Below are 12,955 nucleotides of genomic sequence, written 5' to 3'. Positions count from 1 at the left end.
TACTTAATTTAATTATTAATATTTTAACGATTTTCTCTAGGAAAAGACTAAATAAAAACTCACATTCATTTCTAAGAAACAAATGTGAGTTAAAACAAGGTTCGACCTGAAGGGCGATTATTTTTTTTGTTTATGAGTGGTGTGTTTATTGCATTTTGCACAATATTTTGAAACTTCGATTTTTTCTTTCTTTTTATCGTTTTTCGCAACATAGTTTTCGTCTTTACAATCCACACATCTTAGAATTATTCCTTCACGCATTCTTGTTCACCTCGGCTTTAAATTCTTTAATTTACTCTTTTAAAGATATCATATTTTACTCTTAGAATCAAGGAAGATTTTTGTGTGGGTTCAGAAAGTATTTTTTATAGTAAAATCTTAAGGTATATTTAATAAAAGTTAGTTTAAAAATAATATTTTATTAATTTAAATCTGAATGTAAGGGGTTATGACCATGAAGAAAATCTTAACAGTCCTAGGAAGTCTAGTTTTAACTACGACCTCGGCCACATTGGTTGTGAGTTGCGGAAGTAAGAATACAGAGTTCAACCAATTAATGAAAGTGGTTAATAACACAAAGGGAACTTATGATAATAATAATTTTCCTAACCAAAAATCGAGTGCTAGTGTAATTTACTTAGGAGCGAAAGATAACGCCGCTTCGCAATCATTTGAAGCTGCTTTGAAACAAGCTTTTAGTGCTGATTCGCTTGACCAAGCAGAAAAGAAACTAAGCCAACCAGGGTCAGTAACCCAAACCTCAACTTATGAACGTTCTATTCGATTAGACCAACCATCGGCGACTAACTCTCTTGTAACTTTTATTCCTGATACGGTAGATAACGATTTGCAAACCTCGACTTTTGTCAAAGTTCAGTTTGTGGACCAACCAGGTTTGTCAGAGTTATTTTTTGATGCCACTTTCCAAGGTTTGGCTGAAGGAACATACGTTTTTAGTCAAACTGATAGCGACTTTTTAAATAATCATTTTTCTGGAGACTTCCCTGCCAATCTTAAAGTTAAGTTGCAAGGTTTTACTACCTCATTATTGACTAATGATGGTTTGGTAAGTAGTTGACAAAACGCTTTAGTTAACGGTTGATTTAACGAAAGTAATGCTGACCGCGGCATTCGTCAAGTAACGGTTGATACTAGTGGCAAGAATGCTGGAAGAATTACGGAAATAAAAGCTGAGTTGCCATTTTATGGCATCAAGGGGACAGATAGTGGGATATTATCGAATGCCTATACTTATGCAAAACCTCAATTAACTTTTAAAGCTTTCACAGTTGATAAAGTAAGTGATTATTGGAATAACGAAGTTTTTAAACAATTACTAAATGATTACATTCGTCCTGATTTAATTCAACAAGCGGCAGCTAATTCTAATTCAAGTGAAAGTTTTCCTGAACCAGACAAAACTCGCGGTGACAAAGAAATCTTTAAACAAAGAGTAAAAAACGCTGATGCTATTTTAGGGAAAATAAAAGAACAAAAAGGTCCCACATTTTTAATTATTAAAAATGGTCATCTAATTGCTATGCAAAATGGTTGAAATACTTACAAAACATTTAACGGTGAAATTCAAGGCTCACCAACAATTGAAAATAATGGAATGCCTGATTTAATGAGCTGAGTTGGTTCACTTGCCAAAATCTTTAGCGAGTCAACAAATTCACGTTTCCAAGATAATAACCAATTTATTACCACGAGTTTTGCCACTACTAATTGAGATCCTGAAAAAGATGGCAAATCTAATTGAGATCCTGAAAAAGGGCTACCTAAATAATCATTCAAATGAATCAAACCTCTCCGGAGGTTTTTATTTTGTTCAATTATACTTTATGGTCTTCTGAAGATAAAAAAACACCTTGTTGGTTAACAAGGTGTTAGTTAATTTTCACTGGTCCCCAAGGCCGGACTTGAACCGGCACGGGAGTTGATGCCCGGTGGATTTTAAGTCCACTGCGTCTACCATTCCGCCACTTGGGGAGATATAAGATGGTGACTCGTCGGAGATTCGAACTCCGGACCCACTGGTTAAAAGCCAGTTGCTCTACCGGCTGAGCTAACGAGTCAATATAATGGCTGGGCCAGCAGGATTCGAACCGGCGCATGAAGGAGTCAAAGTCCTTTGCCTTACCGCTTGGCTATGGCCCAATATATGGTGGAAGGGGAGGGATTCGAACCCCCGAACCGAAAGGAAGTGGGTTACAGCCACCCGCGTTTAGCCTCTTCGCTACCCTTCCAAAAAATAAATGGTGCTGACTATAGGAGTCGAACCTACGACCTATTGATTACTAGTCAATTGCTCTACCAACTGAGCTAAGTCAGCATTATGCTCATTTTTGAGTACCTAACTAGTATACCGTTTTTTAGGTCTCTAAGTCAATACTTTTGTGAATGTCTTTTTCAAAAAAACACTCTCTTATTATGCTCTCTTTTTGGTTAATTTTCAAGAGTAAAATGTAGAAAATATTACTAGCTACCAATAATATCAAAGGGAAAATTATTAAGAATTTTATGGAAATCAAGTCAATAGCTATCTTCAAAAACTTGTTATTCCTTATGTACAAACTAGTGATATATATTTAGCAACCATCAACCCAAGATTTAAAGATGTTTTGATTAAATCATTAAGTGAAGAAACATAAACAAAAGCCAATAATCAGGAGATTGATTAACTAATGTCGCCTAAGAATAAAAACAATATATCATTCTAACTTCTTAATTGCAATAAACCAAGAAAAATATATTAAAAACTACGCCGTTAGTAGTGTTTTATTATTTACTCAGTCAATTAATTTAATAAATTAACTTATTTCATCAGTGAAGGATTTATAATGGTTTAAGTAGAATAGGAAAAGGAATAAGAAAAACAAAATGAAAAAATTATTATCAATTTTGGGAGCTGTTGGCTTAATAGCCACTACTAGTGCAACTGTTGTTTCATGTGAAAAGAAAGAGAACAACAATGGTGATAAAGTTAGTGACAAAGAACAAGCTATTGAAAATTTAAAAAAAGAAATTAGCAAATCAAGAGAAATTTTAGATAAAAACAAATTAACTCATGAAGAAAATGCCCGGGATTTATTCTGAGATATTCAAAAGGTAAAACCGTTAGTAAATAGTAAAGATGTTAATGCTGAGGTATTGCAAATTGCTCAGAAATTATTAGAATGAAAAACTAACAAAATTGTTTTCCAAGACGAATTAGATTGTACTTCTCATGAACCAGCTATTAAAAAATCTGGCAAATATGAGTTAACACGTATGATTAGTTGAGGATATCAACAACTTTTTGAATCATTAACTAGCGAATTGAGCGAAAATTCTTTAAAAGGGGAACTTGTAGAATTCTTGGAAAAAGCTATTGTTAATGTTCAAAACGATAAAAAAGATGATGATTATCGCAGTGATTCCAGGTTATTGGAAGAAAACATTAATAAGTTTATAGCTGAACAAACTAAAATTGAAGAAGCAAATAAGTCTGAAATAACTAGCATAACAAATAAATTAGAGGCAGTACTTACAAAGTTAAATAACAAATTATTAATTTTTATGCCTAATGATCTTAAAGAAACTGATACATTTGAAAATCTATTAAATGACTTTATAATTAGTGAACTAAAAGAAGTTCAATATGAAATACCTAAAAACTATAGTTTTTCATCAGATAATTTGCCAAATCCTAAGCTTATCACAGACAAAGGACTACACACCGATGAAGATGTAACACTTTTAGTTAAACAAAATGAAAAAATTGTTTTTGAAAAAAAAGATGTTCGTTTAATTTTCAGTGGAATCGATGATAACATTAAAGATCCTGATGTTAAATAATTAACCTCTAATAAAAAACCAACCTCTCGGTTGGTTTTTTATTACTTAATCAATTACTTTAAATAAATCTTTTACGCTTTTTTTCTTAGTTTTAGGATTGGCCTTTGCTGCCTTTTTGGCTTCAATTTTTTTCTTTTCTTTCGGTGTTTTTTTCAAAAATTTTAAACTATAAGTTGGTTCTTTATCTTTCCACTTTGCCATATTGGCTTCAACTTCATGTTGGACATTGGCGGTAAGTTTATCAGTACTTAAGGAAATATGCTTTTGGGGCATAATTGGTTTACCGAAAATAACCTTTACCTTAACTATTTTTGGACGATTAGGATCAAAAATCATATGCGACCCGATAATTGTGACAGGTACGATTGGAGCGTTGGCCATTTGTGCTACTTTCATTGAAGCTGGTTGGAATTTGTTAACCTTATCAGCGCCACTTCTTGTTCCTTCAGGGAAGATTACAAGACTTCGCTTATAGTCAACCACAAGGTCCTTACCTTCTTGGAAAGCTTCTAAAGCACTTCTTGGTGATTGGCGATCCAAAGGAATAGTATCGATAATATTCATGAAGTGTTTCATTTTTTTATCTGTTCAAAGTTCCTTTTTCGCGATGAAAGCTAATGGTTGTTGTAAATCAAAGTCATTAATGGCGATTAAGAGAGCTGGATCAAAATTTGATTCATGATTGGGGGCCAAAATAACGCCTCGATCTAATCAGTTTTCAATACCCTCAACCTTGATATCGATGTTCATTGCTTTGATTAAACGTCCGACCGCTTTCTTAGCCCAAAGGTAACGATATTCTTCAGAATAAGTATTTGGGTCCTTTTGGTTTTTTTTGCTTATCTTCCGTGCTTTTCTTTTGATATCTAAAAGGCCTGGTCAAAGATAAAGAATTTTTCCTTTATCAAAGTAAACCTTATCTTTCGGTTTTGTATCAGTATTGATGTTTTCATTTTTAGGGTTAGCGTTAGCGTTGGCCATGATGATGATTAATCCTTTCCAAATATTCAATTTTAAATTCTGGTTTTTTGATGGTTCTTGCTAATTGAAACTCACTTAAATCAAGCGGCACAATCTTTAGACTTCCTTGGTAAGGGTGGAAGATGGTGGTACGAATCACTTGGTCAGCGTAAGGCAAAAAAGTGGCAAAAACTTGGTTTCCTCCAATGACGTATAAGTCTTGGTTGCGTGAGTGTGCAAAAAGAGAAACTACTGCGCTTATGTTATCAATAAACTGAAGGTTTTTCAAAGGTTCAGGGACTGATGGTGGCAAAGTTGATGTTAAAACATAGTTAAACCGGTTTTTCAGGGGTTTATTCCCTAATGACTCAAAAGTGTTTCTGCCCATCAAAATTGTTTTATTCTTGGTGGTATTTTGAAAGTGGGCCATTTCTTCAGGAATTCGTCATGGTAAACGATTTTTATCACCAATTACACCTTCTTGGGTTTGCGCTCAAATCATTTTAATCATTAAACTGCCACCATTCCTTTAATTAAGGGGTGCGATTGATAATCAACAAGTTCGATATCTTCGAACTTGACATCAAAAATACTTGCAAAAGGTTTAATCGTGATTTTTGAAAGTGGATAAGGCGGACGAGTTAGTTGTAACTTTACTTGATCAAGATGATTTACATAGATATGACCATCACCAATTGTATGCACAAAAGTTCCGGCTTCTAAACCACATTCCTGAGCTACCAATTGAAGAAGAAGCGAATAAGAAGCAATATTAAAGGGCACTCCTAAAAACATGTCGGCGCTACGTTGGTAGAGTTGTAAATTTAAAGTTTGTCCGTTATTAGAAACATAAAATTGAAAGAAAGTATGACACGGTGGGAGAGCCATTTCGGAAATTTCTTGAGGATTTCAACAATCAACAATTAAACGTCGTGAATTAGGGTTATTTTTAATCCCAGCAATTACTTCTTTTAATTGGTCTACACCATTAGAATTTCTCCATTGGTGACCGTAAATAGGACCTAAATCACCAAATTGAGCAGCAAACTGGTCATCATTTTTAATTTTTTCAATATATTCCAACTGACTTTCCCCGTGGTAAAAGTCAGTTTTTTTGTAACGTTCAAAGGCCCATTCATTTCAAATCCGAACATTATTTTTGACAAGATATTGAATATTAGTGTCGCCAGCTAAAAACCAAAGTAATTCGTGAACAACACCTTTGAAAAACACTTTTTTTGTTGTCACTAAAGGAAAACCTTGTTGCAAATCATATTTAGCTTGTAAACCAAAAACAGAAATAGTATCAATCCCGGTACGGTTGTTACGTAATTCTCCTTCGGTTAAAATTTTCTCCATTAAATTTAAATATTGTTTCATTTATTGTCACCTCAAAGCTATTGCTACTGAATAATGTTTCTCGTGAGAAATTGAAATTGCGATTGATTCAAAGGGGGAAGTAAGGATTATAGGGCGATCATTTCGATAGCCAATTTCTAATTGAGAAAAAGGCAGCCTTTCTTTTTCATCAAGCACCTTATAAATGGCTTCCTTAGCTGCCCAACGACCGGCACAAAACTCTTTTTTACGACCTAGATCTTCAAATTTTTGGTATTCTTCAAGTTCGTGAAGAGTAAGAATTCTTTCTAAAAAAACTGGTTTTAAATCTAACCGGGAAATTTCCAGAATATCAATACCGACTCGTGGGTTCATAGAAGTAGGGCCTCCTGTTAGGGCTTAATTTTTTATCTTACTCTTGTCATTCTAAACTAAGAAAAACAGAAAAAGTGGGTTTAAAAAATATCGTGAAAAAATTTTATATCCGCAAAAATTATTTTGTCGGGAATTACGGGTTTTAAAAATAAGTAATGATTGTTAAAATGAAAACATTATTAATATTAGTAGAAGTTTTTGAAGATTTTCTACTAAAAGACATAAGAGAGGTTAACAAAAAGAATATGAAATTGCCAGAAAATTTTAAACTTTTGGTTTCAGAGCAAGAACTTAAAGAAGCGATCAAAAACCTAGGAGCTCGTCTTAATCAAGAATATGATGAGTTATCAGTTGTGGGCATTATGAATGGATCAGTTTTCTTTTTCGCAGATTTGATGCGTGAATTAACAATGCCAATTAAAATGGATACAATCGTTGCCTCAAGCTATAGCGGGACAAGTTCGACTCAAGAAGTAATTTTTAGTAAAAAAATCACCAAACCGATTATTGAGGGCCGTGAGGTCATCATTGTCGAAGATGTTATTGACACTGGGCTAACCTTAACAGAAGTTTATAAATATTTATTAACTTTGAAACCCAAAAGTTTACGCATCATCACTCTTTTTGACAAGACTCCTTGTCACCCAAATTTTCCTTACCCTTATGAATCGATTTTCAAAACCGATGACAAGTTTTTAGTTGGTTATGGCTTTGAAGTCGATGACCTTTACCGTCAATTACCGAAAGTGTATTATATTGACCAAAAATAACCCCTTTAATAATAATTTTTTATTGCATGATTATTAATTTATCAAAATCAATTGTTGTCAAACTATTTAATTTCAAACAAAGCATTGGTTTGCTATGAGAAATATTAACATCATAAATAATTGGTAATGGTTGCCCATTAAGTACTTCAATGAGAACGTCAATTGGTTGGCGCTCTGTGTGAAAATCTTGAAATTGATGATGAGTTCCAAGAATAACAGCGCGTACTTTATCAAAAATGCCATTTATTTTTAAAAAACTAAAGTATCTTTCCACTTCACTAATTGTTTTTTCAGCATCTTCAATAAACAAAATATCTTGATTAGTAAACACTGGCGCATATTCTGAGCCCCAAATACCCATAAGTGTTGAAAGATTACCACCTTTGACAATCCCTGTGATAGTCTGATGGTGGTTTTTATTTTTTACTTGTCATGTATTCGTAACTATTTTACTAGGGGCTTTGATAGTAACTCAATTAGGACTTGTTTCATAAAGAAAACCCGAATCAGTCAAAGGCATATGGCGATGAAATAAGTTTTGGTAAGCCATTTCTTGCAAAAAAGGTTCTCATTCACCAAAATTGGGTGTTAAAGCCGGACCATAAAACACTTTGACCTTGGGACACTTTTGTGCAACGGCATTTAGAAGGGCTGTTGTGTCTGAAAAACCAACGATTGCTTGAACATTTTCGTTAATTAACTCGTAATCCAAATATGGCAAAATCGCATTAGTGTTATAGCCACCAATGTTGGCCATTAATCAATCTAATGGTTCTTTCACAAGGTTGTTAATTTCTTGGGCTCGACTCTGGATTGACCCAGATCTATAAAAATCCCGACTTTTAAATAAATTCCCAACAATAACCTTGTGTCCTTGTTTTTCCAAAAAACTAATTGCGTTTTGACTACGTAATGGAAACAAACTACTAATCGGGGTTGAAGCGGTAAAAATGCCAATTTTCATAAACCAATCCTTTAAATTAATTTGGTTAATATTATGACAAAAAGTCGTTGGTTTTGAAACTGGAAACCAGTATAATTGGCAAGATGTACTGAAAAAATAATTCTAAATTTGTCTTATTTTTCATTGCAATATTTAGGAAGAGGCCTTAATGGAAGTTAATAATCATCATTTATCTCCGACAACAAAACAAAAATTTAGTTTTCGGAAATCAAATTTTTTGGGTATTTTTAATGCTGTTGCTGATTTAAAAGCAACTAAAAAATCATTTAAATGGTTTTTGTTATGTGGTTCAATTGTTATTTTAATCTTCAACTTTTTAAGTTTAAATAATGAATATGGCACGATGTTTTTACCATTACAAAAATATCGTTGAGCTCTAGCTAATGATACAGTTTTTGGTGCTGCTGGTAATCAAAAGGCAGCAACCGCAGTGGCTATCCTTTATTCTTTATCAGGAATAACTTCAATTACAGGTTTATTAGCGGTTGGGATGATTGTGACAGGAGCTACTTCACAATTCTTTTGGCAAGTAATTCATTCAACATTCTATGGTTTGTTTGCTTTATCGGTGGGTTATGTTGGTGATGTTCTGATGAATATTATTTTAATTCTTGGTTGTCCTTTAGGATGATTCCTCTTTACGTTTAAGGGTCATTCGGCAATTAAAAACGACCGTCATTCCTGAGGTTATAATTTATGATTTGCTTTGGGGATAATGATTGTCACTGGCTTAGTAGTCATGATGTGATATTGAGCTATTCCTGGAGCCTATGAAATGATTTTCAATAAGGATTACCAAACTATTAGTTCAAGTGAATTGCATTGACTTGATGCTTTAGCCAATGGAGGCAATACAATTGGTTATGCGTTGCAACTGGTTAATTCCTCAGCACAATTCTTTGTTTGGTTCTTTGTGGATATTTTAAAGTTCTTAAAATTTACTGGGATTGCACCTAATACTTTATCAATTACCATGTTAATTCAATTTGCCATTTGGTTTACAACTGACTTTGCGGGCATGTACAACCATAAATTTAAATTTTGGTTACATCCCGAAATTGACGCAAGCACCATTCCTAATCTCAAAGTTAACGAGAATACAAAACCCTTTTAAAGTCACTAAAAAAATAGCCAGTTTCTTTCATTTTGAAAGAAACTGGCTATTTTTTTATTTGCTAGTAACACTTAGTATTGTATTAATATAATAACGAGACATTTTATTAAAATAAGGAGAATAAACAATTATGCATAAGTTTGTCTTATCAAGTTTAGCATCATTAGCAATTGCCCCTATTAGTACCTCTTTTTCCATGGTAAGCTCCCAACTAAATCAGGAGTCGTCGACCTTAAATTATCAAATGTATCAAGAAGACAATAAAACATCCCCTTCACTACTTAGTGAACCTAGTAATTTAGCAAATAATACTGAGTATAGATTATACCTTGATTCAAGCGGTGATAAATTAACCTATAAAGAAAATGCAATAGATCAAAATTTAGGTTATCAATCTAAGGATATATGGTACGATTTAGAAATTCTGATTGCCATTTATAATTTCGATGACTTTAGTGTCACTACTAAAAGCGAATTAATTACAAAAATAGGCTCAAAGTTTAGCCTTGATTATTATTATGCTTTTAATATGTGAGACTCGTGAAAAGGTTGAAGATATAACGGCGGTAAAAATGTTGACTTAAAAAAAGATTCTTCAACAATTACATTAGCTACAGAAGCCCATACTGATGAAATCCACTTTGAAAAAGCCAGTTCTGGAACCGAAGCTTCAAGAATACAAATAAGGCAACAATGATCTAACAAAGAACTAAAAATTTTCCTAAGACTTAGTGTCTAGTATCATTGAAAAAACGGAAGTGTAGTTCATCATGCCGCCTTAACCAAATTTAGTCTAGAAAATATGAATAATGCTAATTCCTCAAAATTAAAATATGGTCATTTTTCAAACAAAATAGTAGCTAAGGAAAATTTAAAGGAACCAGAATCATGAATTTCTCTTGCCTCTTTATTTAACAACGCTAGAGATATTAATAACCGCTGAAAAAAAGATGGATGATCTTGAGCTCTTCCGATTTCTTCATCTTTTTCAGTCTCTGGTTTAATATATTGTACTAATGCTACTGGCATTGCACAAATAAATCTTGTAACAAATAAATTTATTATGCGAGATTTATTAACCGTTGCCGCCACTGGCGTTGAAATGACAGGAGCCCTTTTATTAATTCATAGTATAAATGGCAATCAAATCGAATCAAAAATGTATTATGTGGATATCTACCTTGAAAAACATTACATTGCCATAGCCACTATTCCAGTTTCAAGCGGCTGCGGCTTGATTGGTTACGCCGGCGTTGCTACCTTGTCGTATATGTATCAAGAATAAAAGATAAGGAAAACGAGAATGAAACTTGAAATTAGAAATTTAACAAAAAGCATTAAGCAAAAAGTTATTTTAGAAAATATCAATTTAGCATTTGAAACTGGGAAGTATTACGGCTTTTTAGGGAACAATGGTGCTGGTAAAACGACATTATTAAAATGCATATTTAATGAATATGAATATCAAAAAGGCCTAATAACTTTGGATGGTCAAAAAATTGCAGCAAATGATTTTAACAAAATGTATTATTTTTCCGATAATAATGATTTACCTAAAAATATCTCAATTTACGAATTTTTACAAACACAATATTTATTTAACAAAGGCAATTTAACTTGTTTTGATCTTTGTTTATTAGAAAAGAACGATTACTTCAAAAATTTGGATTTGAAAAAAACAACCATTGGTTCCTTATCTAGCGGACAACAAAAAATGGTTTCGTTATTAGCTTGTAAAATTTTAGATCCTCAAATCATTTTCTTTGATGAGCCCACAACTAACCTTGACATTTCTAATAAAGAACTAATAATTAACGAAATTCAAAAAATTAACATCTCTAATAAAATTATTGTCATAATCACCCATCTGGTTGAAGAATTTAGCAACCTCTTTGATGAAATCATCATTTTAAATAATAAAAGTATTGCTTACCAAGGATCAACTACTGGAGATGTAAAAGCCAAATTTTTGGAAATTATTAATCATAGGGAGGTGGTTGAAAATGCTTAAAAAAGAAGTTCAGACAACTAGGGAGGCTAATAGATGGTTGCCTAGTAATAATGACCGTATAGTTAAGGTTAATAGTCCAAAAATGGTTTATTTAGGACTTCGATTTAAACGATTAGTAGAAACTAAATACTTTATAACTATGGTTGCATTACTTTGTATTTTTCTTTTTACTTTTGGTCTAGTTTTTGGTATTGGTCTAAACAAAGTTGTTAATCATACAAACATTACTCTTATTTATATATTGGAAATAATGATGCTTTCAATAGTCAACATTACGTTAGCCATTTATTGCATTTGGAAATTGTTTTATGATGACAATAATGACGGAGTGACTAAATTAGAGGCCAGAATTGGTTTACAAAAATCATTTATGTATTTTTATCGCTTAGCCATCTTAACGATTTTGATTTCGTTTTTTTTAATTATTGAATATACACTTTTGGCCATTTTCTATGCTGCCACTCATAATAAGCAACCTATTTTCTCCTACCGATTATTTCTTTCCCCATTTAGTTGGCTTGCTTTTATTTCATTTTTTACTACTTTCATCGCCCTTTTCATTACAACAATTTTTAAATCTAGATTTACAATTATTTTTTCTACAATTATTTCTATAGCCCTTTTATTTGTTTCATCAATTTCTGGAAATTTTATTTCTAATAAGGTTAAGTTAAATAACCAAAATGATATTGTCTTAAACCAACAAAAAAAATCTTTTGAACAATCATCCATATTTAGTTCATTAATTGAACTAAATATGGATGATTCAAGCTATTTGAGTGTTGGATTTAAATTTAATAATTATTTTAATTTTTATCAAAACTTAAAAATTGATAACGAATCTATAGACGGTTATAAACTTTTAAGTTTTTGTAGAGAAGTTTATGATAATAACTTATCTGATTCAGATAACCTTGAACTGTTCATTAACGGAATTACAGAAAATATCCTATTTCAAAATCTAAATAGCAAATTAATTAAAATAAATAATCTTTATGTTGAGACAAAGGATAATAAACTCTTAATAAAATTACTTCAGGATGCTGGGGATTTTATCCTAATAAAATATAGTGAAATTTTAAGCAATACTTTTATATATAACGGATCTTCGAAATTTGCACTAAATGACAATATTACTCAAGTGCAAAAAGATTTCTTTAATTATACTTTTCAAGTCTTTTTAAGTTGTGAGAAGGGTCTTGAAGTTAATATTCTTGAAAGTTCTGAAATTGATTTGTTAGATAAATTTAATTCAAAGATGCAAAAAAACGTTCGCTTGAATCCGCTTTATCAATTAAATTTAATGCTTTTCGGAGCCGGTTATGATTTTGAATTAGATAACATAATTAATCATTCAAGACCATTATTTAACCAAGCTCTCAATATCACTTACAATCTTAAGTTTGAGGAAGTGAATCATCCACAAGATCCATCTGACATTCCGAGAAAGTGGTTAGTACTTACTCAAGTTAAACATAAACCCACAATTAACATTGGTCTTTTAACCACTATCAACGTTCTGATTTTTATCCTTCTTTCCTCTCTTATGTATTTTGGGTATAAAATCCGTAAGTAATGACTAA

The 12,955-nt window shown here is 32.2% G+C and carries 14 protein-coding genes and 5 tRNA genes; 8 read left to right on the top strand and 11 right to left on the bottom strand.

The genetic code is table 4. The features are described 5' to 3' along the window. Window positions 1–117: 117 nt before the first annotated feature. The gene (gene rpmG, locus EFREU_RS02455) at window positions 118–261 is read right to left on the bottom strand and encodes a 50S ribosomal protein L33 (protein WP_100609508.1); all 144 of its coding nucleotides are present in this window, start codon (window positions 259–261) and stop codon (window positions 118–120) included. A 193-nt stretch (window positions 262–454) separates the two neighbouring features. On the opposite strand from rpmG, the gene EFREU_RS02450 reads away from it, so the two are divergent. Then, window positions 455–1,789, top strand: coding sequence for a lipoprotein (locus EFREU_RS02450; protein ID WP_100609507.1), 1,335 nt, complete (start codon window positions 455–457; stop codon window positions 1,787–1,789). 115 nt (window positions 1,790–1,904) lie between these two features. Here the strand turns inward: EFREU_RS02450 and EFREU_RS02445 are convergent. From EFREU_RS02445 to EFREU_RS02425, 5 genes are all read right to left on the bottom strand, one after another. Next, window positions 1,905–1,992: transfer RNA gene (locus EFREU_RS02445), tRNA-Leu, on the bottom strand. A gap of 10 nt (window positions 1,993–2,002) precedes the next feature. After that, window positions 2,003–2,078: transfer RNA gene (locus tag EFREU_RS02440), tRNA-Lys, on the bottom strand. Window positions 2,079–2,085: 7 nt separating this feature from the next. Next, window positions 2,086–2,160 (bottom strand) — tRNA-Gln (locus EFREU_RS02435). A 5-nt stretch (window positions 2,161–2,165) separates the two neighbouring features. Beyond that, window positions 2,166–2,249: transfer RNA gene (locus EFREU_RS02430), tRNA-Tyr, on the bottom strand. Window positions 2,250–2,259: 10 nt separating this feature from the next. After that, window positions 2,260–2,335: transfer RNA gene (locus EFREU_RS02425), tRNA-Thr, on the bottom strand. A gap of 548 nt (window positions 2,336–2,883) precedes the next feature. On the opposite strand from EFREU_RS02425, the gene EFREU_RS02420 reads away from it, so the two are divergent. Next, entirely contained in the window at window positions 2,884–3,840 is a 957-nt protein-coding gene (locus EFREU_RS02420; protein ID WP_100609506.1) for a lipoprotein, read from the top strand. A 45-nt stretch (window positions 3,841–3,885) separates the two neighbouring features. Here the strand turns inward: EFREU_RS02420 and EFREU_RS02415 are convergent, their stop codons facing one another. The 4 genes from EFREU_RS02415 to EFREU_RS02400 are packed head-to-tail and all read right to left on the bottom strand — an operon-like array spanning window position 3,886 to window position 6,513. Then, window positions 3,886–4,821 carry a lysophospholipid acyltransferase family protein gene (locus tag EFREU_RS02415; protein ID WP_100609505.1) on the bottom strand — a complete coding sequence of 312 codons (936 nt, stop codon included), beginning with the start codon at window positions 4,819–4,821 and terminating at the stop codon, window positions 3,886–3,888. Continuing rightward, window positions 4,808–5,311: a dihydrofolate reductase gene (locus EFREU_RS02410; RefSeq protein ID WP_100609503.1), complete on the bottom strand. Its 504-nt coding sequence runs from the start codon at window positions 5,309–5,311 to the stop codon at window positions 4,808–4,810. Before EFREU_RS02410 ends, EFREU_RS02415 begins: the two co-directional genes overlap by 14 nt. Continuing rightward, a complete protein-coding gene (locus EFREU_RS02405) occupies window positions 5,311–6,180 on the bottom strand; it encodes a thymidylate synthase (RefSeq protein ID WP_100609501.1) in 870 nt (289 codons plus the stop codon). The genes EFREU_RS02410 and EFREU_RS02405 overlap by 1 nt, the downstream gene beginning before the upstream one ends. Continuing rightward, entirely contained in the window at window positions 6,181–6,513 is a 333-nt protein-coding gene (locus EFREU_RS02400; protein ID WP_100609499.1) for a holo-ACP synthase, read from the bottom strand. A gap of 245 nt (window positions 6,514–6,758) precedes the next feature. On the opposite strand from EFREU_RS02400, the gene EFREU_RS02395 reads away from it, so the two are divergent. Further along, a complete protein-coding gene (locus EFREU_RS02395) occupies window positions 6,759–7,283 on the top strand; it encodes a phosphoribosyltransferase (protein ID WP_100609497.1) in 525 nt (174 codons plus the stop codon). Between the two features lie 19 nt (window positions 7,284–7,302). Here EFREU_RS02395 and EFREU_RS02390 read toward each other — a convergent pair whose 3' ends face one another. Continuing rightward, window positions 7,303–8,247: a S66 family peptidase gene (locus EFREU_RS02390; protein WP_100609495.1), complete on the bottom strand. Its 945-nt coding sequence runs from the start codon at window positions 8,245–8,247 to the stop codon at window positions 7,303–7,305. 148 nt (window positions 8,248–8,395) lie between these two features. Here EFREU_RS02390 and EFREU_RS02385 point away from each other — a divergent pair, with 148 nt between their 5' ends. From EFREU_RS02385 to EFREU_RS02365, 5 genes are all read left to right on the top strand, one after another. Then, window positions 8,396–9,361 (top strand): nicotinamide mononucleotide transporter, encoded by a 966-nt coding sequence (locus tag EFREU_RS02385; protein WP_100609493.1) that lies wholly within the window; start codon window positions 8,396–8,398, stop codon window positions 9,359–9,361. Between the two features lie 130 nt (window positions 9,362–9,491). Further along, a complete protein-coding gene (locus EFREU_RS02380; RefSeq protein WP_100609491.1) occupies window positions 9,492–10,100 on the top strand; it encodes a hypothetical protein in 609 nt (202 codons plus the stop codon). 63 nt (window positions 10,101–10,163) lie between these two features. Beyond that, on the top strand, window positions 10,164–10,646 hold the full coding sequence (locus tag EFREU_RS02375; protein ID WP_100609489.1) for a hypothetical protein: 483 nt from the start codon (window positions 10,164–10,166) through the stop codon (window positions 10,644–10,646). Between the two features lie 18 nt (window positions 10,647–10,664). Next, window positions 10,665–11,372 carry an ATP-binding cassette domain-containing protein gene (locus EFREU_RS02370; RefSeq protein ID WP_100609487.1) on the top strand — a complete coding sequence of 236 codons (708 nt, stop codon included), beginning with the start codon at window positions 10,665–10,667 and terminating at the stop codon, window positions 11,370–11,372. Further along, window positions 11,365–12,948 carry a hypothetical protein gene (locus EFREU_RS02365; RefSeq protein ID WP_100609485.1) on the top strand — a complete coding sequence of 528 codons (1,584 nt, stop codon included), beginning with the start codon at window positions 11,365–11,367 and terminating at the stop codon, window positions 12,946–12,948. The genes EFREU_RS02370 and EFREU_RS02365 overlap by 8 nt, the downstream gene beginning before the upstream one ends. Window positions 12,949–12,955 lie beyond the last annotated feature (7 nt).

The organism is Entomoplasma freundtii (assembly GCF_002804205.1).
Lineage (GTDB): Bacteria > Bacillota_I > Bacilli_A > Mycoplasmatales > Mycoplasmataceae > Williamsoniiplasma > Williamsoniiplasma freundtii.
This window is presented reverse-complemented; position numbering and strand designations above follow the sequence as displayed.